The sequence below is a fragment of the Arthrobacter sp. TmtSoilC77 genome (assembly GCF_059739415.1).
The window spans coordinates 4,761,057-4,786,791 of sequence record NZ_AP046050.1; the positions used below are offsets into that span (position 1 = coordinate 4,761,057).

Sequence of the window (25,735 nt, forward strand, 5' to 3'; positions counted from 1 at the left end):
AGAAGACCATGACACACCAAACAATCGCCCCATTGGACGGCGTTCGAGTCCTCGAACTCGGCAATTACATCGCCGCTCCCACGGCTGGCAGGCTGCTCGCCGATTTCGGCGCTGAAGTCATCAAGGTCGAGCGTCCAGGCACCGGAGACGAGCTCCGCAATTGGCGCCTCCACAAGGGCAACACCTCGATGCTCTACCGCACGCTGAACCGCAACAAGAAGTCAGTGGTCCTGGATCTCCGAACGGAAGCGGGCCGGCAGGCCGTGTTGGCGCTCGTTGCAAAATGCGACATCCTGCTGGAGAACTTCCGTCCTGGAACGCTGGAAAAGTGGGGCCTCGGCCCCGAAGTCCTCAACCAGGCCAATCCGGACCTCATCGTCACCCGCATCTCCGCCTTTGGGCAGACGGGGCCACTGTCCGAGCGGCCCGGTTTTGCCGCCGTCGCCGAGGCGTATAGCGGGTTCCGCAACCTGGTGGGCGATCCGGACCGCGCGCCCGTCCGCGTGGGCGTCTCCATCGGAGACTCGATCGCGGGCCTTTACGCCGCCTTCGGCTCCATGATGAGCCTGTACCAGCGTGAAGCACGACGCCGGGACTCGGCTGGCGCTGTGCCGCTCACCGAGCGCATCATCGACGTCGCGCTGAATGAGGCGATGTTCTCCATGATGGAATCGCTCATTCCGGATTACCAGGCCTATGGCGTGGACCGGCAGCGCGTTGGCGGCCGCATGGAAGGGATCGCTCCCTCCAACGCCTATGTCTGCAAGGACGGTGCCAGCATTGTGGTGGCCGGCAACGGGGACTCCATTTACCAGCGGTACATGGAAACCATCGGCCGGGCGGACCTCGCCAAGGACCCGGAGCTGCAGAGCAATGCAGGACGCTGGGCACGCCGCGAGGAACTGGACCAAGCCATCGGCGAATGGTCCGCGCAGCTGACAGCTCCTGAAGCTTTGGCAGCCCTGGATGCCGCTGGGGTTCCGGCTGGTCCCATCTACACAGCCGCGGACATCAGCACGGACAGCCAGTACGCGGCCCGCAACATGATCCAGAAGTTCGACGTTTCCACTGGCGAGGAGATCCTTCCGGGGGTAGGTTTCCCGGGCATCGTTCCCGTGATCGGAGACCAGTCCCTGCCCATCCGCAACCTGGGACCGGACCTCGGCGAAAACACTGAAGAAATCCTTGGCGGGCTCCTTCACTTGGATGCTGCGCAAATCGATGCGGCTTCGGGCCGCGAGGAGGCTCTCCGACCATGACCAGCTTTGAAAGCCGCCTTGCCAAAACACTGGGCAACACTCTGGGCAACGCCATCCTTCGGGACGTCACCTTGAGGGACGGGCTGCAGCTCACCGGAAAACTCCTGCCCACTGAGCAGAAGATCGAAACGGTGCGTGAGTTACTGCGGCTGGGCGTGCCGGCCATTGAGCTGGGATCCATGGCCCGGGCTGACCTGGTCCCCACCATGGCGAACACCTTGGAAGTAGTCCAGGCGCTCACTCCCGAGGAACTGGAAAAGTGCTGGATCTGGGTAGCGACACCCGGCCACGTTGCCAAGGCATCAGCTGCGGGCGCACGGAATTTCCAATACTGCCTGTCTGCTTCCGATTCACATAACAAGGCGAACATCGGCCGCACCACGGACGAAAGCCTGGCGGCTTTGCCCGAGGCGGTTGAGTACGCCCAGGCAGTCGGAGGCCAGATACAACTCTGCATCGCAACGTCCTTCACCTGTCCTTTCGAGGGCTACGTTCCGGAGCAGCGGATCCTTTCGATCGCCAACGATCCCCGGGCCGAGGGCACCACGGACATCGTCATTTGCGACACCCTGGGGCAGGCCGTTCCCGCCCAGGTGTCCAGCCTGATCACGCGGGTACGGGATGAATCCCCTGCCCGGCGGATCGTCTATCACGGTCACGACACCTGGGGCCTGGGCGTGGCCAACACCCTCGCTGCAATCCAGGCGGGCGCCGCTATGGTGGACGGCGCTTTGGGCGGCCTGGGCGGTTGCCCGTTCGCGCCCGGCGCCAGCGGCAACACCTCCAGCGAGGACATCCTGTTCGCCACACGTCCCGAATGGCTCACGCCGGACGTGTTTGGCGAACTCGTGGTCCTGTCAGAGAAGCTGCTTGCCGAGCTGGGCGAGCCCAACCGTTCAAAGGCTGCCCAGGGCGCGCGCTCCCGGGCTGCAGCTTTCGACTGGGTCATCCCGTCCTCCACAGGGAGCAACTAACCGTGGGCAACCACTTCCTTGTCACTACGGCCATCCCTGAGCCCGGTCTGCAATTGCTCTCCGACGCCGGCCACGTCACGGTCCTTCCCCAGCCGCCTGATTACGCAACACTTTCAAGCTTGTGCGCTTCGGGAGACCACGACGTTGTCCTCACCCAATTACGCGACGTCATCGACGAGCCACTGCTGGCCGGGGCGCGGGTGAAAGGCGTTTCAAACTACGCCCTGGGCTACAACAACATCGACGTCGAAGCCGCCACCCGGCACGGCATCCTCGTTGGCAATACACCCGGCGTCCTGACCGACGCGACGGCGGATATCACCATGCTGCTCATCCTCGGTACTGCACGCCGCGTGGTGGAAGCCGACAGGGTTGTCCGCGAAGGAAAGTTCCTCGGATGGGAACCGGAGTTCATGCTCGGGCGGGACGTCTCAGGCGCCGTCCTGGGCCTGGCTGGTTTCGGCAGGATCGCCCGCGCCGTAGCTCGGCGGGCCCTGGGCTTCGGTATGGAAGTGCTCTTCGCTCCACGACCACCCGGCGACCGTCCGGTCTCCGACCAGGAACTCGGTGAGTTCGCAGGAAAGGTCCGGCAAGTGCCTTGGCTCGAGCTGGTGAAGCGCAGCGACTTCCTCTCCTTGCACGTTCCGCTGAACGAACAGACCCAACATCTGGTAAACGCCGATGTTCTGGCGCGGATGAAGCCCCATGCCATCCTCATCAACACAGCCCGAGGTCCCGTGGTGGACGAAGCCGCTCTCGTGGAGGCCCTCCGCAACAGCGTCATCGCCGGGGCTGGTTTGGATGTGTTCGAGGACGAACCCCGCCTCTCGCCCGGACTCGCCGACCTGCCCAACACGGTTCTCCTGCCACACGTCGGCAGCGCAACCGTCCCTGTCCGCGCCGAAATGGCCAGGCTCAGCGCCCTCAACGCGATCGCTATCGCCGAGGGCAACCTGCCACTGCACGCCGTCAACCCTCCCGCCAGAGCATGAGCATTCTGGTTGCCCCGGACAGTTTCAAGGGCACGCATACGGCTGCTGAGGTTGCGTCTGCTATCGCAGCAGGAATTCACGACGGCGGCGGCTCGGCTACTCAGCTACCTGTCGCCGACGGCGGTGAGGGGACTTTCGAAGCACTCTGCCGCAGCCTTCGCGCCTCGCCGGTGAGTGTCGACGTCGTCAATTCTTGGGGCGAGCCGCTCCGGGCGATTCTGGGGATGGCACCCGACGGGACCGCCGTCGTCGAGGTGGCGCAGGCGAGCGGGATATCTGCCGCGCGGAACAGCCCCCAGGACAGTATGTCCGCCAGCACCTATGGGACGGGGCTCCTGATTGCTGCTGCCGTGGACGTTGGAGCGTCGAGTGTTCTGGTGGCGGCGGGCGGCTCCGCGACCACAGATGGAGGCCTCGGAGCCGTTCGAGCCATCAAGGAAAATGGGGGCCTTGGCCGCGCCAGGATCACTGTGCTTTCCGACGTGACCACCTCGTTCCTGGATGCGCCAAGGATCTTCGGACCGCAGAAAGGCGCCGATCCCGCCACGGTTCAGCTGTTGGAAGAACGATTGCGGCAGCTCGCCACGTCCCTTCCTCGAGACCCTTCAAACGTGCCGCGCACCGGCGCGGCCGGAGGGCTATCCGGCGGCCTCTGGGCGCACTTCGGCGCAGAACTCGTATCCGGAGCGGAGGCGGTGCTTGACGCCTCCGGTTTTGACAGGCTCCTTGAATCGGCTGAGGCCGTGGTGGTTGGTGAAGGCCGGCTGGATTCGCAAACCGGAGAGGGAAAGATCATCTCCGCCATCCTCAAACGCGTTCGGAAGAGTCCGCGGGAGATCCCGGTGGTGGCCGTAGTGGGGTGCGTCGCAGACGACTTGGGCAGATATGCGGAGAACTTTGCTTCGGTGTTGGTAGCGACTGATGCCGAGGCGATGCGGGCTGCCGGGCTGGCCGTCGCAAGGCTCTAGCTTGGCTTCCCCGCTCCGCCGGCTGCCATCAACTCCAGCCGTTTTAGTGTCTCGCGGTTGCGGACGGTGATGATGGGATCCCGGAGCACCTTCGGCACCACCTTTCCCGGGCCCCGGGTGGCGTCCTCAGCCATGGAAACGCGGCACTGGTTGCCACCCAGATCCTTCAAGGTAATGCGCACTTTTGCCTCACCTACGGGCCAGCCACGGGCTAAAAGTTCCAGGCTCCGTCCAGGTTCCACGGCGGTGACGCTGGTGCTGTCGTTGAGAAGGAGCGGCCAGGCTCCCACGGAGTGATGCAGCTTTGAACCGACCTGTGGCCAATGATCATCCACCGCACGAATCCTTGAGGCGCCAACTACCCACCCGGAGTAGAGCCAGCCATCGGCGATGACATTCCAGACGTCGGCGGCAGTTGTGTTGAACAGCTGGGTAACGGTGGACATGGATTTCCCTTCTGTGTGCCTTCGGCATCTGTGGTGAGACTAAGCTAAGCATGCTTACAAATTGACTGCCATAGCCCGCCTACACTGTTGGCATGGTCATCAGGGAGTGGCGTTACTGGGCGGCATGCGTAGCTCTGGTGTCCATGCTGCCTCTGGCGTCATGTGACGGTGTCCGCCGCCAGGAACCGCCGACCACCTCCAAGGATCAGCCCATCATCGTGGAGGTCAATCAGTCCCGCGACCAATACGGCAAGCAAGCCATCCTCATACAGCTCACCAACACCACAGACAATCCCCTTACCGTGAGTGGTGCGCGGCTGAGCTCCCCGTTGTTTGAGAAAGACATTATCTGGGAGCCAACAACGGGCGTTCTGGAGCTACCACCCCGGCAGCCCAAGAGCCTTCCCGCCAATTTGCCTGCTCCGCATTGCAGGCAGTTATCTTCTGAACCCGTCAAGGCCGTCGTTCAATATTCGGAACCAACTCAGGGACCCACGGAAACCTCGGTTGAGGCGCGGGATCCGTTCAACGTCCTGCCCCGGAACAGCGACGAGCTGTGTTTGGGAGCCGATGCTTCCTCCGTAGCCGCCATCGTCTTGGACCCCGCCCTTGAGGTGGCCCCGGATGGCCGCACCGCCGTCGTGCGTCTTGTCATCACCCCTGTGAGCACCCCCGGTCAGTCGCCCCAAAAGCTCATGATCAAGTCCATCGACGGAACCACCCTGCTGGCCGAATCGCCTGCGGATCCCTGGCCCCGCGACATCACGATAGCCTCTGACGCGGCCATGCGGGAGTTACCCGTGACGATCCGTCCGGCGCGATGCGACCCGCATGCAGTGGCCGAGGATAAGGTGGGAACGCTGTTGCCGCTGAGGATTTCGGTGGGCGCACGGGAAGGCGTGCTGAAGGTTGCAGCACCGAATGAGTTACGTGGGCGTATCTACGACTTCGTGACGGCGGCCTGCGGTGGAAAGTGAGGGTTCGCTTGATGTCGATTGCCGGAAGGACAGACGTCACCCCGAAGCTGGCTGCGCTCCGGGGTGAGCCGTTCAATCCCGCCTTATCTATTTGTCAGTACTCGAAGTGACGGTCCCCTCTGAGAAGACGAACTCACCTATGACCGTGACGCCGTCGAGGTCGTAGACCGGGATACTCACCGGACCCTTCGGTCGGTTTGCCTGCCAATGCAATGCTTCTTCTGGCGACTTGAATAGCGACGGATCGCCACTTGCTACTTTTCGTTCGCTGTTCTTGACGTACCCAATTCGATCGTTGGTTGCATAGGCCCGAATCAGGTCCGGTTCAACGGAAACCCCCTCGACCTCAGTTGGAAGCCCATACGTTTGGCCAGCGGCATTTTTCTCGAAGGGGGCGTCACTCAACACGACGGCGGGCGATTGGGGCGATACTTCGGGTGTGACTGTGGGCTGAGATGTAGCGCTGGCAACTCCGATTCCGGCACCGCCGAGAAGAATTGCTCCTAAAAGGACAGTTGTGGTTCGGGTTTTCAACAGACGTTTCATTTGCCGCTCCGAAATCATGGGTTCTGGACTTTCCCTGGAATAGTCGAGTACTGGTTATAGGAGCTTGACCACGTGTTCCAAGCCATGGTTTCATCGTGGCTGTAGAAGTACCGCATTCCTCCACCAAAGTTGTAGTAAGCCGTGTACCCCCGCCACTCGCCAGGACAGAGGGTGACCTCGGTGTAGTACCAAGGACCTTCAGACCTCAAAGCAGCGCCAGTGCCGCTCGCCGAACTCTCAAAGAGCTTCGCTTTAGCAGCGATCGAACCTGCTGAGACACAATGCGTGTCCGGTCCGCTTCTCGTTTCTCCCCAAGCCTGAGTACTTTGCACGATGACGTTGGCCTGATTCCAATATTGAATTCCGCTAACCGTGTAGACACCTCGATCTCCGGGCGCATTACCCGCGTGCGCAGCAGTGGGCGACAGTGCCAGGGCTGTCGCTAGGCTTCCTGCCAGTAATGTTTTTTGTAAGAGACGCATAAAATCCTCCGATGACTCGAATTCAAAACTCGCCTTACTACCTAAATTCCCTATATACGTTTTCGCACAATAGAATACGGCCGTCACTGCCTCACTCCGCCCGCGTCACCAGGCCAACACTGACGTGCCGACACCTACTAGGTGTGCGCGCACACGGAAACGTGACGCAGTTCTCATTACCCAGGATCGAGGAGAATTTTTTTGCGGCATCATCGAGCCGGAGTTTCCCTCAAGAACTGGCAGACATAGGCCGCGCTGGGAGTGCGGCCTATGCGCTCGAATGGCATGTCGGGCCAGCTTGACCGTTAGTGCCGCAGCGTTGAGATTTGATCGATGGCAACACGTAGAATTTCATACGCATTGAACGGCGATTCTTGCCTATGAACCGGACGAGCAGAACACGTTCCAGAGACTCACTATGAACGAGTAGACCGCCGAATCCATGTAGCCGATCTTGCAGCCCAGTGAAGCTGGCCTTAGCCCACCGTAGCCAGAGCGGCCGGAGCGCATTCCACCCTGACTTTCACATTGGCTTCCACCGTCTTCACTTCACCGTCCATCTGGTACGGCAAGGGTTTGAGCGTAGTGAATTCGTAGCTGCTCACGCTCGGCTGATCGCCCAGGCCCTGGGTGGTTGCGCGGAGGGCCGTCAGCAGCACACGCCATTTGGGCATGTGTGGGAAGACGATGACTTCGAATTTTCCGTCAGAGGGGTGGTCTTCAGCCTCGCTGAGCGTGGCGTACTTGGCCATTTCGGGGATGTTGGCGAAAACCAGGCTGTCGAATTTCCTGCGTTTGCCATCGGATGTGCGGATGGCGAATGGCTCGAATTTTGAAAACGTCTTAATGACGGAGACCATTTCAGTCAGGGCTCCCTTGCTGCCCTTTTCGAGCTCGGTGGCCACAACAGGTGTGAGACCAAATCCGATATAGGAATGCGCATATTCCAAAGGCTGGCCTTCTTTTTGGCCTGTGTGAATGCTCAAGAGGTCAATCTTCCGGACGTGGCCCTCAGCAATAGCTTCTTCCAGTGGCTTGGTTCCCGTGATCCGTCGGTGATCGTTGGCGTTGCCCGCAGCCATGACCGCACACACGGCTTGCGGGTTCCCAGCCTGCATTACTCCGTTGACAACCTCGTTATAGCCACCGTCACCACTCACGGAGACAACCAGGACGTCGCCTCCCTTTGCCGCCGCCGTCCTGGCCAGCTCAACGGCATGTCCAGCGTGTTCAGTAGGCTGCAGGGTAATCTCTGGGGCGTAGGAGAGCATGTCCTTCAGCTTGACCTGTAATTGCTCAGCCAGTTCGGGTGCATCACCTGTGCTGTTGGGATTGAAGATAATGGCGATCGATTCAAAATTCCGTGCAGAATGCATAATGTGCTCCTTGCGTGTACGCCCGTTTGGTTACTACCCATTAGCTCTTAATAGCCCTTACGACTCCCCCGGGAACCGCCCGCCGATGAGTCTGGTCATGTGTTCTGCTGTTGCGAGCAAAGGTTCCACCCACGCCTGGCACGTCTCCAGCGGCATCCGCAGCGTGGGGCCGCTGATGGTGACTGCGCCCACCAGGGCAGCAGCTGAATCGAACACAGGCGCCGATAGCCCGGAGGCGCCGTCTTCCCGCTCCCCCACGGTAATGGCAAAGCCATCCGCCCGCGTCTTCTTGACTGCTGTCTCCAATTCCTCGGCACTGGTGATGGTGTAGTCCGTGATCGGCTCCAACGGGTCCTGAAGGACAGCCTCCATCAGTTCAGGAGACCAAGCAAGCAGGACCCTTCCCGCCGAACCCGCATGAAGCGGGATGATCTTGCCAAGGTGCATCTCGCGCCGGAGCGCGTGACGGGTATCTGCCATGGCGACGCAAACGCGGTAGTGCTGTTCTGCTTTGAAGAAGCACGCAGTCTCACCGGTAGTATCGCGCAACGTCTTGAGCAGCGGGCTTAGAATGTCCACCACCTCCATGCCACGGGTGGCCGGAGCTGCCCAATACGCCATCCGCATGCCAATGCGGTACGCGTCGCCTTCCCGGTCCAGGAATCCTTGGGACGTCAGGTTGGTGACGAGACGCTGCACCGTGGACGTCGGCATCCCCGTGTGCTCACGAATGTCGCTCAGCTGCAGCACCGGCTTCGACAGGGAGAAGGCGTCCAGGATGGACGTGATCTTGCCAAGGACAAGCAAAGGGTTGCCGTTGGCCTTCGCGGAAGCATCGGATGCTGACATAAGTCTCACGCTAAACGCTCGCCCGGGGGGACGCCAATCCATCCCCCAGTTAGGTAGCAGGTGATGCCGTTTTGAGCGTTCATAAGGGCATCAGCTGCTACCTACTTGGGGGGCTAGAGCAGCACGGTGCCCTGGATGCACGTAGCCGATGCCCCTCCGATCCAGATGTCACCGTCCTCAGCCTTCACATGGATGCGCCCCGCCCTGCCCAAGGCAGTGCCCTGCGCCGCCACGTATTCATCAGGTGCCCGCCCCGTGCCGATCAGCCACTGCGCTGCACCGGCGTTGAAACTTCCGGTCACGGGATCTTCCACCATGGCGTCGCCCGGAATGAACGTGCGCACTTCAAAGTCGACGTCGGACCCAGGCTCGTGTGGGCCGATCACCCCGACCTTGAGGTCACCCATCGCCACGAGATCCGGTTCGATCGCCAGGACCTGTTCTGCAGACTCAAGCAGGACACCAACCCACTCCGGGCCACTTACCAGCCATGATGCGTCCAGCAAGGCGTCCTCCGAAAGCCTCAGACCGGCTGCCAGCTGGGAACGAACGGCAGCGTCCACTGCTTCGAAGCGGGTCAGTGGTGGTGCAGCGAAAGCCAGCCTTCCGGCGTCGTGCTTCACTCGAACCAAACCTGCGCCGCATTCCTGCACCAGCACGCCATCCGTCTTGGGCTCTCCACCGGCCTGCAGCCAGGTGTGGGCGGAACCGAGGGTTGGGTGCCCGGCGAACGGGAACTCCTCGCTGCCAGTAAAGATGCGCACACGGTAATCGGCACGCGGATCCGTGGGAGGAAGAAGGAAGGTGGTTTCCGAGAGGTTGGTCCAGTTGGCGAAGTGCTGCATTGTCTCGCTGCTCAGTCCCTCTGCATCAACCACAACTGCGAGGGGATTACCGCGATACGGCTGGGCCGAGAAGACGTCGACCTGGTGGAAGGGGCGGATACGCAAGGATTCTGAAGTCACCGCTGCAGGCTATCACTGGGTGGCCGGCCAACCGCGTGTCTGCGAAACTACGACCATGGCAGAGAACAAGACCCAGCCCACGGGCATGTCCGTGGATGAATTCCTGTCCGCGGTGGAGCACCCCGGCCGGCGCGCCGACGGGTTGGAGCTGCGGCGGATGATGCAGGAGATCACTGGAAAGGAAGGCGTCATGTGGGGGCCGACGATCGTCGGATTCGGCAGCTACCACTACAAATACGAGAGTGGACGCGAAGGTGACTCCGCCGCCGTCGGATTCTCACCGCGCAAGGCAAACCTGGCACTTTATGGCCTCACGTACGGTCCCGACGCCGATCGACTGCTTCCTGAGTTGGGGAAGCACAAGACCGGAGCTGCATGTTTGTACATCAACCGGCTGGACGACGTGGACCGTGAGGTCCTCGCAGAAATGATCAGGACGGGCTACCAACACGTCATGTCGGAGCTCCACACACCGACCGCGTAAGCAAAAGGACCCCCACCACCGGAAACCGGTGACGGGGGTCCTTCTTAGCAGTCAGAGACTACTTCCCTGCTACGACCTCGAGGTCGATAACAGCGGAAACATCCTCGTGCAGGCGAACGTTGGCCTGGTACGAACCGACAGACTTGATGTGGTTCGGCAGTTCAACGTTGCGCTTGTCGATGGCGCCAAGGCCAGCGGCCTCAACAGCAGCAGCGACATCAGCAGGCTTGACAGTGCCGAAGAGACGACCGGACTCGCCGGCCTTCACCTCGAGCTTGACCTTCTTGGAGGACAGAGCCTGAGCCTGTGCCTGTGCAGCTTCAACAGAAGCGTGGGCACGAGCAGCGCGGGCAGCCTTGATGGACTCAACCTGCTTCTCGCCACCCTTGGTCCAGGTCAGAGCGAAGCCGCGGGGCAGCAGGAAGTTACGTGCGTAACCGTCCTTGACCTCGACAACGTCGCCAGCAGCACCGAGACCGGTTACTTCGTGGGTCAGAATGAGCTTTGCCATGTTAGTTAATCCCTTCCCTTAGCCGCGGCCAGCGCCGGAGTAAGGCAGCAGAGCAACTTCGCGGGCGTTCTTGATTGCCTGGGCGATCTTGCGCTGTTCCTGAACGGTAACGCCAGTAACGCGACGAGCGCGGATCTTTCCGCGGTCGGAGATGAACTTGCGCAGCAGTGCTACGTCCTTGTAGTCGATGACAGTGATGTCAGCGGCCTTCAAGGGGTTGGACTTTGGTTTGGGCTTACGGAGTTCAGCCTTAGCCATCGTGGAGCTCCTTTTCTATGGAGCCCGTGGATATTGATCCACGGGATGGTGGTGTTCGACGGCGGTAGTCGCCCGGGTGCCTTGCGGCAATCCCGGCGGGTTCCGGCGTCGGACTTTTTCTTGGTGTTTAGAAGGGAGGTTCGGAATCCGGGCCGTTGCCCCAGCCGCCTGCATTGCTGACACCGGGCGTAGCCCAGGGGTCATCCTGCTGTGCGGGCTGGTTGCCGCCCCAGTTTCCACCGGAGTTGCCGCCCTGGCTTGCACCAGCTGCAGCGCCTCCTCCAAAGCCACCGGCGTTACCGCCACCGAAGCCACCCTGGCCACCGTTTCCGGCGCCGAACTGGCCACCGGAGCGCTGGGTACGGTTGACTTTGGCGTTTGCGTAACGCAGGCTCGGGCCGATTTCATCGACCTCAAGCTCGATAACGGTGCGCTTCTCGCCTTCCTTGGTTTCGTAGGAACGGCTCTTCAAACGGCCGGAAACAATGACGCGCATGCCCTTGGTGAGGGACTCGGCCACGTTCTCGGCAGCTTCGCGCCAGACGGAAGCGCGGAGGAACAGGGTTTCCCCGTCCTTCCACTCATTCGACTGACGGTCAAAGGTCCGGGGAGTAGAAGCGATGGTGAAGTTCGCTACTGCTGAGCCAGACGGGGTGAACCGCAGCTCCGGGTCATTGGTGAGATTACCGATGACCGTAATAGTCGTTTCGCCTGCCATCTACTGCCTCCTTGTTCGTTCCTGCGGTGTAAAGATCTGGAAGGGGCTGATTACTCAGCAACGACCTTCTGGTCTTCGGGGCGGATGATCTTGGTGCGCATGATCGTCTCGTTAAGAGACAGCTGGCGGTCAAGTTCCTTGGCGGTAGCCGGCTCAGCGGTGAAGTTCACCACTGCGTAGATACCTTCGGACTTCTTCTTGATGTCGTATGCCAGACGGCGACGGCCCCAGATGTCAACCTTTTCGATGGTTCCACCATCGGTGGTGATGACATTGAGGAACTTCTGAAGCGACGGCTCTACGGTACGCTCTTCGACCTCGGGGTCGATGATTACCATCAATTCGTAAGGACGCATATGTGAACCCACCTCCTTTGGGCTAAGCGGTTACGGTATTTCCGTAACAGGAGGTTCATTTGCGATGCTGTGGCTCGCTCCCCCGCCGAAGACTCGGAAGGAGGGCGCAACACAGACTTCAATATCTTAGTGCATCTCCTGCACTCAAAGCTATTCGGTGGAATCCACGACCGGAACCTGCCAATCGACGTATGTGGATAACTGAGTCCAGCGACCGTGAATACTGGGAGCATGACCGTCCTGAAGTCCACCATCCTCTTCATTCTTGCCGCCGTCGCAGAGATAGGTGGCGCCTGGCTCATCTGGCAGTCGGTCCGTGAGGGAAAGGCCTGGTGGTGGGCCGGTCTCGGGGTGGTGGTGTTGGGCATCTACGGCTTTGTCGCGGCGTTCCAACCCGACGCCCACTTCGGCCGCGTCCTCGCCGCGTACGGAGGGGTCTTCATTGTCGGTTCCCTCGCATGGGGAATGCTCGTCGATGGTTTCCGGCCGGACCGCTGGGACGTGGTTGGCGCAGTGCTCTGCATTGTGGGCGTCGGGATCATCATGTTCGCGCCGCGGCCCGGCTCTTGACCGGAGCCTCCAATCAAAGCCGGGAAACGACAAAACCCCTGGAAGATCAGCGATCTTCCAGGGGTTTCCTGTGCGCGGAGGGGGACTTGAACCCCCACCCCCTTTCGAGGACTAGCACCTCAAGCTAGCGCGTCTGCCATTCCGCCACCCGCGCAGGGTGATTCGGAGAAACAGTGTTTCGCTTTTCTCCGTAACAGCGACAAAGACACTAACACGAGGATGCCCATTTCGTGGATTCCTGCATCCCGATACGCCGGATTGAACGGGGAACCCGGGCTAGGGTGGGGGCATGGATGCACTAAGAGTGAGGCGCAGCCGGGTGCGTTTCGTTGTCATGGTGGCTGCCGGTGCCGCGGCCTTCGTGGTCACGGGCCTCGCAGGCAGCTGGGTCGACGCCCCGGCGGTCGGCTGGGCCACGGCAGCGCTGATCTATGTTGCCTGGGTGTGGCTGGTGATAGCGCGGATGGACCCCTCTGAAACCCAGCAACACGCAACCTCCGAGGACCCTTCCCGCGGGGTTACCGATGTACTGATCCTCATCGCAAACCTGGCCAGTATCGCCGCCGCTGCCGCAGTGATCGTCAACTCGCACACTGAAGGTACGGACACCCGCTTTTATTCGGCTGCGCTCTCCCTTGCGTGCGTAGCCCTGTCCTGGATGCTTGTCCAAACCCTCTTCACCCTGCGTTATGCCGAGCTGTACTACAGCCCTGAAGCCGATGCCGGTGGTGAAATGGGCGGCATCAGCTTCAACCAGGATCGCCCGCCGCAGTACACCGATTTCGCGTACCTCGCCACCAGCCTTGGCATGACGTACCAGGTCTCAGACACCAATCTGGGCAACCACCGGATCCGGCTCGAGGCCCTGAAGCACAGCCTTCTGTCCTACCTGTTTGGCACGGTCATCCTGGCCGTCACCATCAACCTGGTCATCGGCTTGGCCCAGTAGCCCACAGAAGTTCCCGGCGCCCGAAATGCCCGGTTCCCGGGCGCGCCCAGGCGTAGGCTACTTGCCATGAAGCCCCGGCTGATTTGGGTTGCGGCGATCATTTTGGTGGCCGCGATCGGCGTAGTTGTGTGGTTCGCGGTGGACAAGTCGCGCGTGTGCCCTGCCATGGGAAACGACACTCCCATCGAGCTGAAGATAGGCTCGACGCCGAGCCGCGTCCAAGCATGTTTCGGAGACGGCTGCACACCGCGGCCCGTCCAACAGCAGACGGATGGCCGCTGGCTCGTCCCTCAGGAGCCTCCGTATCTACCTGCCGGGCGAACAGCCTCCCCGCCTGCCGTGGTGGCCAAGGTCCGCGTTGTGGTCAAGGAGACAGGCAAACGCCAGCGGGACGCAGTCTTCGACATCCCTGCCATACCGGGTGTTCCGGATACCACCGGCGCACAATGCCCCGGACCCATCCAGTACCTCCCCGTTGAGGTGCCTTAAACACGAACGGGGCAGCCGCCGTCGAACGCTGACGGCGGCTGCCCCGGACGAAAAGGACGCTTACGACGCCGGTCCGGAACCTAGCGTGACGCGCTCGGCTTCCCCGTCATCCACCGGGGCGGAAGGGGTGCCGCCCTTGCGGTATCGGAACACGCCAATGACGACGACGACCGCGGCAAGGGCCAACGAGAGGAAGAGCGATTCCCGCGTGGATTCAAGTATCACCATGCCGATGATGAGCGCGACGATGCTTCCAATCGCGATCCATGTGAGGTACGGGAAGAACCACATCTTGAGGTCCAGATCCTTGGCGGCGGCGCCCATGCGTCGGCGGAGGATGAGCTGCGAACTGGCGATGACCAGCCACACGAACAAGGCGATGGCGCCGGAGGTGTTGACTAGGAACAGGAACACGGTGTCCGGAGCGACGTAGTTCAGGCCGACAGTGATGAACCCAACCACGGTGGAGGCAAGTACTGCTGCCGCAGGCACGCCGCGCTTGGAAATCTTCGTCCAGGACCTGGGGGCGTCGCCACGCTGCGAGAGCGAGAAGAGCATCCGGCTTGCCGTGTACAGGCCCGAGTTCAGGCAGGAGAGCACCGAGGTGAGGACCACGATGTCCATGATGGTGCCGGCACCCGGGATTCCGTAGAGCTCGATCACGGCAACATACGGGCTCTTGGCGACCGAAGCGCTGTTCCACGGCAGGAGTGTGACCACTATGGCAATGGAGCCGATGTAGAAAATCAAGATGCGCCATACGGTGGACTTCACAGCCTTCTTGACTGCGTCTACGGGGTTTTCGGATTCACCCGCGGCGATCGTCGCAATCTCGGCACCAAAGAACGAGAAGACCACCACGAGGATGCCGGCAAGGACCGCACCCGGACCGTTGGGCATGAAGCCTCCCTGGTCCAGGAGGTTGGCGACGCCCGGCGCGGAAACGCCAGGGATCAAGCCAAGGATGGCGGCAATGCCTGCGAGCAGGAAGATGACGATTGCGGCCACCTTGATGGACGCGAACCAGAATTCGAACTCGCCGTACGACTTCACGGAGCCAAGGTTCGTCAATGTCAGGAGCACCATGAGCACCAGTGCCCAAACCCACTGGTCGACGCCCGGCACCCAGCGATGCATGATGGCAGCGCCGGCGGTGGCCTCGATGCCGAGCACGATGATCCAGAACCAGGCGTAGAGCCAGCCAATGCTGAACCCGGCCCAGCGGCCCAGGGCCTTATCCGCATATGTGGAGAAGGAGCCGGTTTCCGGGTTGGCGGCAGCCATTTCGCCGAGCATTCGCATGACGAGGATAACCACCAGGCCCGCAGCCAAGTAGGCGACGAGGATACCCGGGCCAGCCTGTTGGATAGCGGCGCCGGAACCCACAAACAGCCCAGCACCAATTACGCCGGCGATGGCGATCATGGAGAGGTGTCGTGGCTTCAGGGACTTTGAAAGTTGTTGGTCAGCGTGCATGGGTCGGCGCCGTCCTTAGTGTCTTTGGAGAGGGGCCCGAGTTGATGTGCAGCGGGCCACATGGCTTTCCCACAGTAGCCATCCGCGCAGGGCAAAATCCTGTGCGGATGTACATTTTGGCGATCCCAAAAAAGGAAATATGCACAAAAAGTATGACTATAAGCATCTAAAGTTTCATATAGGAAACTTTAGAAACTCCCTTGAAATGACTCTTTGAGGCTTTGTTAGCCGCGCCCGGGAAATCAGACCTCAGTGCGGAAGAACCGCTCCGCCACGGAGGACAGCCGGAACGGGTCCTCCACACCACACAATTCCCGAGCCGAGTGCATGGACAGCAGGGGGATGCCGACATCCACTGTCCTTATCCCCAGCCGCGTCGCAGTCAGGGGACCAATGGTGGAGCCACAAGGAAGGTCGTTGTTGGATACATATTCCTGGTACGGCACATTTGCTTCCCCGCACAACCGCGCCCAAAGCGCAGCCCCCGTGGCATCGGTGGCATAACGCTGGTTTGCGTTGATCTTCAACAGCGGCCCACCGTTGAGTAGCGGACGGTTGACGGGATCGTGCCTCTCGGCGTAGTTCGGGTGGACGGCGTGGCCGGCGTCCGCGGAAACACAGAACGACGCCGCCAAGGACTGCCGCCGTTGGCTCACCGAGGCGCCAAGACCGTCAGAGATTCGGGTCAAAATGTCCTCAAGGATGGGCCCGCAGGCACCGGAGCGCGAGTTGGAACCGATCTCTTCATGGTCAAACGCCGCGAGGACAGCGATGGGGCCGTCTTTCGGCCCGGCTTTCGCGTGTTCGATCAATGCCACCAGGCCAGCGTGTGTGGAGGAAAGGTTGTCCAAACGGCCGGAGGCGAAGAACTCACCGTTGGCGCCGAAAACCGCAGGTGCCTGCGTGTCCGCCACGACGACGTCGTAACCTCCGATATCTACTGGATCAACAGTGGCGCCCTCGACGCGCCCGGCAAGCAGGCCCAAAAGATCTTCGTTGGCCGGATCACCGAGCCCGAAGACCGGATTCATGTGCTGCTGCTTGGACAGAAGCAGGCCGTTGTCATTAACCGCACGGTCCAAGTGGATGGCGAGTTGCGGGAAGCGCAGGAGCGGGCCGGTTGCGGTCAGGTGCTGCGTGCCGTCGCGTAACACCAGACGGCCGGCCAGTTGCAGCTCACGGTCCAGCCAGGAGTTAAGGAGCGGCCCTCCGTACACCTCGACGCCGGCCTGCAGCCAACCGAACTTCCCGGTGGTGGGCTTCGGCTTCAGCTTGAAGGAGGGGGAGTCCGTGTGGGCACCCAGGATATTGAAGCCCGTGGTGGGACCGGCACTTTCGGGAGTGACCCACGCGATCAGGGCGCCGTCGCGGATGACATAGAACTTACCCGCGCCACCTTCCCAGGACTGCAGTTCATCCAGCGCGGTGAAGCCGGCGTCATCAAGCCGCCTGCCGGCCTCGTGCACTGCATGGAAGCTGGACGGCGAAGCCGAAACATACGCGCCGAGGTCCTGGATGTGGTCAGCTGCTGCGGGGGCATTCGAAGGCATGCCCCGAGTCTAGCTGCGCTTGTTGACCGCTTCGCATCAAACCGTGACGTTCAGCGCGGCTGTGTAGCCTCCCTGGACCGAACCGGACATGGTGGCCAGCTGATATATGCCTCCATCGTCACCAAAGACGTTGTCCCCTTCCAGGGTGCTTCTTGCGAAGTTTCGGGCACTCGACTCGTATCCCGGCGAGCCGTACACGTCCTTGCACGCGGCCTCAGCCAGGGCGATCTGGGAAACCGCCAACACCTGCCCCGCCGCGGAAGTGTTGCTCATGGATTCAAATACCTCAAAGTGAATATGAGGCCATCGCCCACTGTAGGCACCGGGGTAGATGGTAGTGAAAGTGACTTGGCCGTTGCTGTCGGCCTCCTGGACGCCGCGCAAATAGTTCTCGTTCTTCAGCCCTGAATCGTAAAGGGAATACTTGCCGTTCCGGTCGCAGTGCCAGGCATAGACCGCCGCACCTGCCAGCGGTGAGCAACCGTTGGCGTTGTCCAGCAGGGTGAGGGTGAAAGTCAGCGGGACGCCTGCGGCCTTGGTGGTGGAGCTGCCGAAGCTTGAAGTGATGTCCTTTCGAACTACTCCCGATGTCTCGAGCACATTCGGCCCGTTGGAACCGTCGCCGGGATAGGGGCCGAGGGTTTCCTCAGGGATCTCGACTCCGCATTCGGCGAGTGCGCGCGTCACGGTACTGGTAGCGGAAGGTGATACGGCCGCCGTCGTGCTTTGTGTTGCGGTAGCGGCAGCGCTGGAAGACGACGACGGCGATGCGCCGCCACCTCCGGAACCCGGCGTACAGGCAGCCAGGGCTGCTGCCGTCCCGGCGCCGAACAGGATGCCGAGCGTTCGCCGACGGCTCAGGAGCGTGGAGAGATCGAATTCGAGGCCGCGATCGTGGTCTGGATGAGGCTGCGGAGACGTCATGCGTCCATCAAACCCACGGGCGCTGTGACTTGTACATGCCAAACCCGTGGTGGAGCTGTGAAAGCGGCGACTATCAGCCTCCAAGGGCCTTATGTGCAATATAAACATTTTTATATGCTTGTAATGCTCGTCACCTTGTGCCACGATTGCTCCCAGTAAGCACACCCACGGAAGGCATCGCCCCCATGAACATTGAATTGAAAGCCGTGCGAAAGCTGCGCATCCACTGGCCCATCCCGCTGGACACGATGACGCAACTGGCCAGTGGCGATCTGGGCGCCCTGGAATCCGACGCCGGCATCGCTTCCCTGCTGCAAGCACTCACCGCAACGCCGGAGCTGGGAGGCTTTGGCAATTACCACCACGTCTTCGAGTCCTCGGCGGGGTTCGAGGGCTTTACCGTCGCGGAAGGCGCCAATCCCACGCTGGGAAGCGTTGGGCAGAGGACCATCTCGCCGACTTTTGTCTTCACCACATACTTCGACGACTCGCTCCCGGACCAGGCCGTTCATGAACTCGTCCAGCGGATCGTGGATATCCACCCGTGGGAAGTTCCCGTCATTGAAGTCTCCGGGCCGCTGAGTGTCTCCAGCAGTGCCCACGCTCCTGCCATTGAAAGCCGGGTGGCCTGATGGGTTCCCAGTTATGGCAGCAACTCGCGCCCCTGCTCGAAGGCAGGAAGTACACCGATCTGACGCATGCGTTCCATCCTGGTCAGCCGCGCTTCGCTGCCTTTCCGGATGAGTCCCGCGAAGCCCTCTTTGACATGGAAAAGGGGGACGGCTTTACTGCCCACCAGTACTCGATCGTCGGCCAATGGGGAACCCATGTGGATCCGCCGTCGCACTTTGTGCGGGGCGGCCGAACACTGGACCAGATACCCGTGGAACAAATGCTCTTGCCCTTGGTTGTCCTGGATATCAGTGACCGTGTTCGCCTCGATGAAGATGCCACTCCAACACTCGCCGACGTCCAGTCCTGGGAGGAGCGGAACGGGAAGATTCCCGCAGGTTCATTTGTGGCGCTCAGGACTGGTTGGAGCCATCGCTGGCCTGATGCCCAAGCAATGGCAAACAAGGACCAAGCCGGCATCAGCCGCACTCCCGGCTGGTCACAGGAGGTTCTGGAATTCCTGATCCAGACCCGTGCCGTGGCTGCCGTGGGCCACGAACAAACGGACACTGATCCCGGGGTCGCCACCTCCCAGCAGGACTTCAGCTTGGAAACTTATGTCCTGGCCCGGGACAAGTGGCAGATTGAACTTCTTGCCAATCTGGACAACGTGCCCGAGGCCGGCGGCGTCCTGGTGGCAACATGGGCCAAGCCCTTGGAAGGCAGTGGATTTCCGGCCAGGGTTTTCGCCATCCACTAGAACCCGCCCGTTCGGGCCCACCGTCGGGGCCGTCCCCCGGGGCTGGTCCCCGGTGCCGGTCCCGAAGAACCTTCCGCCCAAAAGCTAGAATCAATCCATGTCAAAGACCTCAAGCATGGGCCGGGGCATGATGGCCATCCTTGCGGTCGGTGCCCGTCACGCGCAAGGATACGACGGCGGGACGGTCGCCGACGTCGCGGCCGACCTGGACAAGGACCGCAGCCAAGTATCGCGAAGCCTCAAGGGTGCCTTGCAGGAGGGATTCCTGGCCCGCAGGGATCAGCGGAAGTACAGCTTGGGTTGGACTATCCTCACGGACGCCCAATTGGTCGCTGAACAACGGCTGAAGACGGACGGGCTGACCGCGCTCGAGGGTCTCGCTTCTGAAACCAACGAGGCGTGCTTCCTTGGCGTGCTCAGCGGCAACAGTACCGTCACCATCGGTGAACAGGTGCCAGCCAGCGCCAACCTCGTGGGATCGTGGCTTGGACGTCCGTATCCTGCCTATTGCAGTGACGCCGGCCAAGCACTTCTGTGGGACGCCCCGGACGAAGAAGTCCGCAAGATCTTCGAATCTGTTGAGTTCGTGAAGCATGGACCCAATACGCCTTCCTCTGTGGAGGACTTCCTGGCGCGGCTCAAGGAAGCTCGCGTGCGCGGCTACTCAATCGTGGACGAAGAAGCTGAGCCGGGACTTTACTCACTGGCCGCCCCCATACGCGACTTCAAGGGAGAGGTTGCTGCAGCCCTACAGATAGTGGGCCCGAAGTCTCGAATTGAGCCCCACCGCGAAACTTACGCAGTCGCCCTCCATGCTTGGCGGGAGTGGCTTGAGTCGATGGTTGGCGGACGGCTTCAATAGCCGCCCAGAGCTTAAGTCCCGGAACCGAGCCGGTGCGCTGCCGAATGCAGCAGCGGGGCAAGCTCCGATGCGGCCCCCTCAATATCGGAACGGGTACCCAGGACACTGAGGGCAGCAACGATGCCGCCTGAAGGATCCCGGACAGGTACGGCCAGTTCCCATACACCGTATTCGAACTCCTCAGCCGCCAACACAAAACCCCTGGGCCTGTCGCGCTCCATGAGGGCGTCGACTTCCCCTTGGGAATGTGCTGCAGCAGGCCCGCCGACGCCGATGAAGTTGACGTCCTTAAGCAGGGCTTCCAGCTCGTTCCGGGAGTGGTCCCACAGCAACGCCCGCCCGGAACCCGTACACCACACGGGCGTGACCATTCCCGGCTTTGCGAACCCGCCCAGGACTGAATTGTTGGTGGAGGAACGCAGCAGCAGAACCCTGACACCATCCCGCACTGACAGCCGGGACCTAAGTCCCAGGGACGAGACCAACTCCTCCAGCTCCGCACGCGAATCATGGACCCAGCCAACATTGAGGGAGGCGGCCAGGCTGAAGAACCGAGGTCCCGCACGGAAAGGCCCGCGCTCCAGCCGCTCGAGCAGCCCCAAATCGCACAGTTCCTGGGCCAGGCGCGAAACCCTGCTCTGCTCCATGTCCAGCTCGGCCGCGAGTTGGGATACGCCAAGTAGCTGACGGCCCTGCTTTTCGCGGTCAGTAACCAACCGAACGAGACGAAGCCCCTGCGCCAACGACGACGCCTCCGGTGACACCTCCAAGAATCCCGCTCCTTCCGCCAAGCGCTCACGCCATTCTCACACGCCCGTGTCAGCGGCAGGAATCAGGACCTCATGGGCAGGACGATGAAAAGGCTGCACGGCCGGACTCTCCCTGAAGTCCGGCCATGCAGCGCCCTGTGCTGGGTTGATCAGGCGACCTGTTTAACTGCACGCCGCCCGTGCCTGAAGTGGAAGTAGATGTAGCAGGCGGCTACGAACGGAATACCGAAGTAGAGAGCAGCAACCTGATTTGGATCGAACGCGATACCTACCAGTGAGATCAGGCAAAGAGTGAATGCAAGGATCGGAACCAGCGGGAAGAACGGGGCCTTGTAAGCAAGGTCGGCCACCTGCCCACCCTTTCGGACGAAGGCCCGGCGATGGAAGAAGTGCGATGCCGTGATTGACATCCATACGCCCACCACAGCGAATCCGGCCACGGAAACAAGGGCCAGGTACACCGTTTCCGGTGCAACCACGCTGCTGATCAGCGATGCCAGCCCGCCAAGCATGCTTACAGAAAGGGCAACGAGGGGGATACCGCGCCGCGTCAGTCGCTTCAGGGCCTTTGGTGCGTGCCCTTCATCAGACAACGAGTACAGCATGCGTGCACAGGAGAACAGGCCACTGTTTCCGGCGGACAACAGTGCCGTGATGATGACGAAGTTCATGATGTCGGCCGCGTAGGGGATACCCACAGAGGAGAACACTGTGACGAACGGGCTCTCATCCAGTCCCACCTGATCGAAAGGAACAGTTGCTGCGATGACGGCAATGGCACCGACGAAGAAGATCAGGAGGCGGACGACAGTGCTACGCATGGCCTTGGGGATGTTCCGCGCAGGATCGGTGGTTTCTCCGGCAGCAACCCCGATGAGTTCAGACCCGGAGAAGGCATAGAAGACCGCCAGGGCAGTAACCAGTACTCCGGAGAAGCCGTTGGGAAAGAGTCCGCCTGAGGTGTTGAAGTTCTCAAAGAGGAACGGATGGTTACCGGAGTCCGCGAGGGGCTGGAATCCAAAAAGTGCGGCTCCGCCAAGGACGATCAAGGCAATGATCGCCCCCACTTTGACGATGGAGAACCAGAATTCAGATTCTCCGAAGAACCGGGAGGAGATGGCATTGAATCCGAAGAGGACTGCTGCGAACACAACGCACCACACCCAGACTTCGACGCCAGGGAACCACCGCTGCATGAGCAGTCCTGACGCCGTGAATTCGGAGCCGATCGCGACCGCCCAGCAAAGCCAATAGAGCCAGGCCGTGGTGAAGCCCGTGGCCGGACCAATGGATCGTGCGGCGTAAATGTGGAAGGCGCCCGATACCGGGTAGGCGATCGCGAGTTCTCCAAGGCAGGCCATCACCAGATAGACCACGAATGCCCCCACGAGGTAGGCAATGACAGCACCGAGCGGGCCTGCCTGGGAAATCGTGTAGCCCGAACTGAGGAACAGGCCCGATCCGATAACACCTCCCATCGCGATCATGATGAGGTGCCGCGGACCCATCGTTCGGCGGAGGCCGGTTTCGGCAGGAGCGGTGGACGAGGCGGGAGCATCAGGTAGATGGTCCAGTTGCAGGGGTGCTGAAGGTTCCATGTGGTGTCTCCGGTTAATGACAGATGCGAACGGTACGCCTGAGGACATCCGGACTTAAGGTGCCAAAGAGGGCGTCTGTAGTGACGAAGGTAACACATTTTCGCCGCATGTGGTCATTAAAAACATTTGTTAATGCATATGTTGCACGCCAAGTGCCTAACGCATTAGTAGTCCGGGTTGCTCGGCACAACAAGTCCGGTCTCGTACGCGTACACAACCACTTGCACCCGGTCCCTCAGTTGCAGCTTGCTGAGGATGCGGCGGACATGGGTCTTAACAGTTGCCTCGGACAGGAAGAACTTATGGGCTATCTCCGCATTGGAAAGCCCCTCAGCGATGGTCGTGAGGATCTCGGTCTCGCGTGGTGTGAGATCGTCCAATAACGGATCGCGGTGTGGGCTGGGCGACTGGCCGGGCACGCTGCCGCCGCGTACGTACGTCTCCAACAACCTCTGCGTTACGCGGGGGGCCACAACGGCGTCGCCGCTGGCCACAAGCCGCACAGCATGCACGAGTTCAACCGGGGCCACATCCTTAAGCAGAAATGCAGAAGCACCCGCCTGCAGTCCCGAAAAGGCGTATTCATCCAGGTCAAAGGTGGTGAGGATGATGACCCGGGCATCGGAACCGGCGTCCGAAATGCGGCGCGTCGCTTCTATGCCATCCATGGTGGGCATTCGGACGTCCATGAGCACCACATCCGGCTGCAGCTCCTCAACCTTCCGGACGGCCTCGTTCCCGTCTGATGCCTCGCCCACCACATGGAAGTTCACTTCACCTTCAAGAATGAGTCGAAAGCCCATCCGCAGCAGTGGCTGGTCATCCACCAGCAGGATCTTGATGACGCCCTGATCTACCACTATTCCCCCTTTTCGCCGTTCCAGTGCAGCTCGGCGTGGACCGCCCAGCCTCCCCTTTTACCCGGACCGGCAGTAACGATTCCAGCATAGATTCCAGCCCGTTCACGCATTCCGGCAATGCCTTGCCGTGTTCCCAGGCTGTCCATCGACTCGCCACCCTCCCGGGTTCCACGGCCGTCGTCGTGCACGTCGATGGTGACCAGATCGCCGTCGCGGGCTACCTGCACGTCCACGCGGCTGAGCGAGCGTCCGTAGCGGAGGACATTGGTCAGCGATTCCTGCACAATCCGGTACACGGTGAGCTCGAAAGCAGGATCGGCCGGAAGCGCGGGGCCAGTGTGCGCGTAGTGCAGCGGCAGGCCGGCCGTACGGAAACCATCCAGCAGCTTGGCGAGGTTAAGCCCGGACTCGAGCGGAGTCAGTGGCGCCGGGCGGCCGGAATCGTCGCGCAGGACTCCGAGCACCCGCCGCATGTCCGCAAGCGCTGCCCTGCCCGTTCGGGACAGCTCACCCAGGACGTCGCCGGCGCGGTCGGGGTCCTTCTTGACCACCACTGCCGCACCGTCCGACAAACTGATCATTACCGTCAGGGAGTGAGCAACGACGTCGTGCATTTCCCGCGCAATCCTGTTGCGCTCGGTGACCTTGCCCAGCTGCGTTGTCCGCGCCGCCCATGCGGCGATCTCGGCCTCATGCTCCCGCCTCTGGCGGACCGAGATACCAATGCCCGTAGCCAGCAGGTTGGACAACATGATGGTCACGGCGGTGGCGATGTTGTTGATGAGGTGGAAGTTCTCGGGGACGTCCTGCAGGGTGTTCATACTGCTGGGACTTGTCCACATGAAAAGGTACAACAGGCTGAGCGGCAGGCTCGCAGCGCCAAACACCACCAGCGAAATTGGCCGCTTCCGGGTTGTGGCGACCGCGTAGAGGGCAAACCACAACCCCGCGGACACGTTCGAGCCCCACGGATTCAGCACAGTGGCCAGGACTTCCAGAACCACGACGGCGGCAACCACCTGAAGCGGGTAGCGCCGCCGGAATGTCAGGACCGTCGCGATCAGCAGCAAGAGCCCGACGACGAGCCACTTGCCCTCGATGATCGAAGTAATGATGGTGGGCAAGGCCAAAAGGATGTAGCAAAGGACAACCACCGCATCCATGGCACGGGGACGTTCGAAAAAATAGCGACGGATCCGGCCCCTGCGGCGCTGGGCAATTTCAGCGAAGGACGCGTCAGCTGTTACAGCCGGCGCGTCCTTCACTTGGGAAGCTTCAGTCATGGATTGAGCCTAAACGGCCTAGACATCCCGCTTTTTCAACAGGACCATGGCCAAGGCCACAGGCACCACAACCCAGGCGCCGAGAACCAGGGCGGCCTGCCAGACTTCCAGGGTGTCAGGAACATGCTCGACGGCGGTCATCGGGTTGATGGTGTTGCCCGGAAGATACTTGCGGGCTTCCACGAAGAAATCGCCGGGAATGAGCTGGAATGCAATCGGGGCCACAAAGAACAGGCCCACGAGGCTCATGATGCCTCCTGCCGAGTTGCGGACGATGGTTCCCAGTGCCATGCCAATCGCTGCCACGGCTGCCACGTAAATGCTGTTGACGAGCAAGAGCTTGACCGATTGCGAGCTGCTGAGGTCCAGCTTGAGATCGTAGTTATCCACGATGGGGAGTGACACGAGGCCGGCTATGAAGGTGGACACAGCCGTCAACAGGAATGCACTGACCATCACGACTATCAGCTTGGCCAGGAACGGCGAGAGCCGCTTCGGGACCGCAGCGAAAGTGGAGCGCGCCATTCCCGTGGTGAATTCCGAGCTCATGAGCAGGACGCCCAATGAACCGAGGATCAACTGGGCGAATGCGATGCCGGAGGTGGGGATGCTGACTGCGATGTCGCCGCCCTGCGCAGCAATGGCTGCGGCGGCTTCGGGATCCCTCGCAGCTTGCTCGGCGAACTGTCCCGTACCCCAAGCCGAGAGTGCTGCGAAGCCAACCATGACCAACGCCGTGGACGCCAGGAGAATCAGCGTGGACAACAACGTGCGGAACTTGATGAACTCGGAGTTCAGTACGCGGTGGAAGGCCGGTCCCGGCCCAACGGAGTTACGCATGGACTTGCGGTCCAAAGTAGTGGTGCTCATG

General features: G+C 61.2%; 29 protein-coding genes and 1 tRNA gene. 12 read left to right on the forward strand and 18 right to left on the reverse strand.

Annotated elements, in window-relative coordinates:
- The first annotated feature begins 8 nt into the window (after positions 1-8).
- The 4 genes from AC6I99_RS22040 to AC6I99_RS22055 are packed head-to-tail and all read left to right on the forward strand — an operon-like array spanning position 9 to position 4,193.
- Positions 9-1,259 carry a CaiB/BaiF CoA transferase family protein gene (locus AC6I99_RS22040; protein WP_224092553.1) on the forward strand — a complete coding sequence of 417 codons (1,251 nt, stop codon included), beginning with the start codon at positions 9-11 and terminating at the stop codon, positions 1,257-1,259.
- Positions 1,256-2,233 carry a hydroxymethylglutaryl-CoA lyase-like TIM-barrel protein gene (locus AC6I99_RS22045; RefSeq protein WP_497961867.1) on the forward strand — a complete coding sequence of 326 codons (978 nt, stop codon included), beginning with the start codon at positions 1,256-1,258 and terminating at the stop codon, positions 2,231-2,233. Before AC6I99_RS22040 ends, AC6I99_RS22045 begins: the two co-directional genes overlap by 4 nt.
- Positions 2,234-2,235: 2 nt before the next feature.
- Positions 2,236-3,225, forward strand: a complete 990-nt coding sequence (locus AC6I99_RS22050; RefSeq protein WP_497961868.1) for a 2-hydroxyacid dehydrogenase — start codon at positions 2,236-2,238, stop codon at positions 3,223-3,225.
- Positions 3,222-4,193: a glycerate kinase gene (locus AC6I99_RS22055; RefSeq protein WP_497961869.1), complete on the forward strand. Its 972-nt coding sequence runs from the start codon at positions 3,222-3,224 to the stop codon at positions 4,191-4,193. Before AC6I99_RS22050 ends, AC6I99_RS22055 begins: the two co-directional genes overlap by 4 nt.
- Here AC6I99_RS22055 and AC6I99_RS22060 read toward each other — a convergent pair.
- Positions 4,190-4,639: an SRPBCC family protein gene (locus tag AC6I99_RS22060; protein WP_224165888.1), complete on the reverse strand. Its 450-nt coding sequence runs from the start codon at positions 4,637-4,639 to the stop codon at positions 4,190-4,192. The two genes, AC6I99_RS22055 and AC6I99_RS22060, sit on opposite strands and share 4 nt — an antisense overlap.
- A 92-nt stretch (positions 4,640-4,731) precedes the next feature.
- On the opposite strand from AC6I99_RS22060, the gene AC6I99_RS22065 reads away from it, so the two are divergent.
- Positions 4,732-5,616: a hypothetical protein gene (locus AC6I99_RS22065; RefSeq protein ID WP_497961870.1), complete on the forward strand. Its 885-nt coding sequence runs from the start codon at positions 4,732-4,734 to the stop codon at positions 5,614-5,616.
- Positions 5,617-5,703: 87 nt separating this feature from the next.
- Here AC6I99_RS22065 and AC6I99_RS22070 read toward each other — a convergent pair whose 3' ends face one another.
- From AC6I99_RS22070 to AC6I99_RS22085, 4 genes are all read right to left on the reverse strand, one after another.
- Positions 5,704-6,162, reverse strand: a complete 459-nt coding sequence (locus AC6I99_RS22070; protein ID WP_224165889.1) for a hypothetical protein — start codon at positions 6,160-6,162, stop codon at positions 5,704-5,706.
- A 958-nt stretch (positions 6,163-7,120) separates the two neighbouring features.
- Positions 7,121-8,020: a diacylglycerol/lipid kinase family protein gene (locus AC6I99_RS22075; protein WP_224165890.1), complete on the reverse strand. Its 900-nt coding sequence runs from the start codon at positions 8,018-8,020 to the stop codon at positions 7,121-7,123.
- 57 nt (positions 8,021-8,077) lie between these two features.
- Complete coding sequence (locus AC6I99_RS22080) at positions 8,078-8,869, reverse strand: IclR family transcriptional regulator (protein WP_497961872.1); 792 nt, start codon at positions 8,867-8,869, stop codon at positions 8,078-8,080.
- Between the two features lie 113 nt (positions 8,870-8,982).
- The gene (locus tag AC6I99_RS22085; RefSeq protein ID WP_497961874.1) at positions 8,983-9,834 is read right to left on the reverse strand and encodes a PhzF family phenazine biosynthesis protein; all 852 of its coding nucleotides are present in this window, start codon (positions 9,832-9,834) and stop codon (positions 8,983-8,985) included.
- A gap of 55 nt (positions 9,835-9,889) precedes the next feature.
- Between AC6I99_RS22085 and AC6I99_RS22090 the strand changes: the two genes are divergently transcribed.
- The gene (locus AC6I99_RS22090; RefSeq protein WP_497961875.1) at positions 9,890-10,318 is read left to right on the forward strand and encodes a DUF1801 domain-containing protein; all 429 of its coding nucleotides are present in this window, start codon (positions 9,890-9,892) and stop codon (positions 10,316-10,318) included.
- A 58-nt stretch (positions 10,319-10,376) separates the two neighbouring features.
- Here AC6I99_RS22090 and rplI read toward each other — a convergent pair whose 3' ends face one another.
- The 4 genes from rplI to rpsF form a co-directional block, all read right to left on the reverse strand.
- Positions 10,377-10,829: a 50S ribosomal protein L9 gene (gene rplI, locus AC6I99_RS22095; protein ID WP_223935139.1), complete on the reverse strand. Its 453-nt coding sequence runs from the start codon at positions 10,827-10,829 to the stop codon at positions 10,377-10,379.
- Between the two features lie 18 nt (positions 10,830-10,847).
- A complete protein-coding gene (gene rpsR / locus AC6I99_RS22100) occupies positions 10,848-11,087 on the reverse strand; it encodes a 30S ribosomal protein S18 (RefSeq protein WP_003800144.1) in 240 nt (79 codons plus the stop codon).
- 127 nt (positions 11,088-11,214) lie between these two features.
- The gene (locus AC6I99_RS22105) at positions 11,215-11,805 is read right to left on the reverse strand and encodes a single-stranded DNA-binding protein (protein ID WP_216924481.1); all 591 of its coding nucleotides are present in this window, start codon (positions 11,803-11,805) and stop codon (positions 11,215-11,217) included.
- A gap of 50 nt (positions 11,806-11,855) precedes the next feature.
- Positions 11,856-12,161: a 30S ribosomal protein S6 gene (rpsF, locus tag AC6I99_RS22110; protein WP_021473324.1), complete on the reverse strand. Its 306-nt coding sequence runs from the start codon at positions 12,159-12,161 to the stop codon at positions 11,856-11,858.
- 231 nt (positions 12,162-12,392) lie between these two features.
- On the opposite strand from rpsF, the gene AC6I99_RS22115 reads away from it, so the two are divergent.
- Positions 12,393-12,731: a YnfA family protein gene (locus tag AC6I99_RS22115; RefSeq protein WP_224165892.1), complete on the forward strand. Its 339-nt coding sequence runs from the start codon at positions 12,393-12,395 to the stop codon at positions 12,729-12,731.
- A 71-nt stretch (positions 12,732-12,802) separates the two neighbouring features.
- On the opposite strand, the gene AC6I99_RS22120 is transcribed toward AC6I99_RS22115, so the two are convergent.
- A tRNA-Leu gene (locus AC6I99_RS22120) sits at positions 12,803-12,885 on the reverse strand.
- Between the two features lie 135 nt (positions 12,886-13,020).
- Between AC6I99_RS22120 and AC6I99_RS22125 the strand changes: the two genes are divergently transcribed.
- Together AC6I99_RS22125 and AC6I99_RS22130 are read left to right on the forward strand one after the other, a co-directional pair.
- Positions 13,021-13,680, forward strand: a complete 660-nt coding sequence (locus AC6I99_RS22125) for a DUF1345 domain-containing protein (RefSeq protein ID WP_224165893.1) — start codon at positions 13,021-13,023, stop codon at positions 13,678-13,680.
- A gap of 66 nt (positions 13,681-13,746) precedes the next feature.
- Positions 13,747-14,169 (forward strand): hypothetical protein, encoded by a 423-nt coding sequence (locus AC6I99_RS22130; protein WP_224165894.1) that lies wholly within the window; start codon positions 13,747-13,749, stop codon positions 14,167-14,169.
- 60 nt (positions 14,170-14,229) lie between these two features.
- Here AC6I99_RS22130 and AC6I99_RS22135 read toward each other — a convergent pair whose 3' ends face one another.
- From AC6I99_RS22135 to AC6I99_RS22145, 3 genes are all read right to left on the reverse strand, one after another.
- A complete protein-coding gene (locus AC6I99_RS22135) occupies positions 14,230-15,645 on the reverse strand; it encodes an amino acid permease (protein WP_224165895.1) in 1,416 nt (471 codons plus the stop codon).
- Between the two features lie 242 nt (positions 15,646-15,887).
- On the reverse strand, positions 15,888-17,195 hold the full coding sequence (locus AC6I99_RS22140) for a M18 family aminopeptidase (RefSeq protein WP_497961878.1): 1,308 nt from the start codon (positions 17,193-17,195) through the stop codon (positions 15,888-15,890).
- Positions 17,196-17,231: 36 nt separating this feature from the next.
- Positions 17,232-18,119, reverse strand: coding sequence for an intradiol ring-cleavage dioxygenase (locus AC6I99_RS22145; RefSeq protein ID WP_497961879.1), 888 nt, complete (start codon positions 18,117-18,119; stop codon positions 17,232-17,234).
- Positions 18,120-18,304: 185 nt separating this feature from the next.
- On the opposite strand from AC6I99_RS22145, the gene AC6I99_RS22150 reads away from it, so the two are divergent.
- The 3 genes from AC6I99_RS22150 (at position 18,305) to AC6I99_RS22160 (ending at position 20,353) form a co-directional block, all read left to right on the forward strand.
- Positions 18,305-18,751 (forward strand): YqfO family protein, encoded by a 447-nt coding sequence (locus AC6I99_RS22150; RefSeq protein ID WP_224165898.1) that lies wholly within the window; start codon positions 18,305-18,307, stop codon positions 18,749-18,751.
- Positions 18,751-19,491, forward strand: a complete 741-nt coding sequence (locus tag AC6I99_RS22155) for a cyclase family protein (protein WP_497961881.1) — start codon at positions 18,751-18,753, stop codon at positions 19,489-19,491. The genes AC6I99_RS22150 and AC6I99_RS22155 overlap by 1 nt, the downstream gene beginning before the upstream one ends.
- 97 nt (positions 19,492-19,588) lie before the next feature.
- Positions 19,589-20,353 (forward strand): IclR family transcriptional regulator, encoded by a 765-nt coding sequence (locus tag AC6I99_RS22160; protein ID WP_309930471.1) that lies wholly within the window; start codon positions 19,589-19,591, stop codon positions 20,351-20,353.
- Positions 20,354-20,364: 11 nt separating this feature from the next.
- Here AC6I99_RS22160 and AC6I99_RS22165 read toward each other — a convergent pair whose 3' ends face one another.
- The 5 genes from AC6I99_RS22165 to AC6I99_RS22185 all read right to left on the reverse strand — a co-directional run bounded on the left by AC6I99_RS22165 (position 20,365) and on the right by AC6I99_RS22185 (position 25,734).
- Positions 20,365-21,123, reverse strand: a complete 759-nt coding sequence (locus AC6I99_RS22165) for an IclR family transcriptional regulator (RefSeq protein WP_497961883.1) — start codon at positions 21,121-21,123, stop codon at positions 20,365-20,367.
- Positions 21,124-21,272: 149 nt separating this feature from the next.
- Complete coding sequence (locus AC6I99_RS22170; RefSeq protein ID WP_497961884.1) at positions 21,273-22,721, reverse strand: amino acid permease; 1,449 nt, start codon at positions 22,719-22,721, stop codon at positions 21,273-21,275.
- A 164-nt stretch (positions 22,722-22,885) separates the two neighbouring features.
- A complete protein-coding gene (locus AC6I99_RS22175; RefSeq protein WP_263422317.1) occupies positions 22,886-23,524 on the reverse strand; it encodes a response regulator in 639 nt (212 codons plus the stop codon).
- Positions 23,525-23,580: 56 nt separating this feature from the next.
- Entirely contained in the window at positions 23,581-24,864 is a 1,284-nt protein-coding gene (locus AC6I99_RS22180) for a sensor histidine kinase (protein ID WP_497961885.1), read from the reverse strand.
- 18 nt (positions 24,865-24,882) lie between these two features.
- Positions 24,883-25,734 (reverse strand): ABC transporter permease, encoded by an 852-nt coding sequence (locus AC6I99_RS22185; protein WP_224092491.1) that lies wholly within the window; start codon positions 25,732-25,734, stop codon positions 24,883-24,885.
- Between the last annotated feature and the right edge of the window lies 1 nt (position 25,735).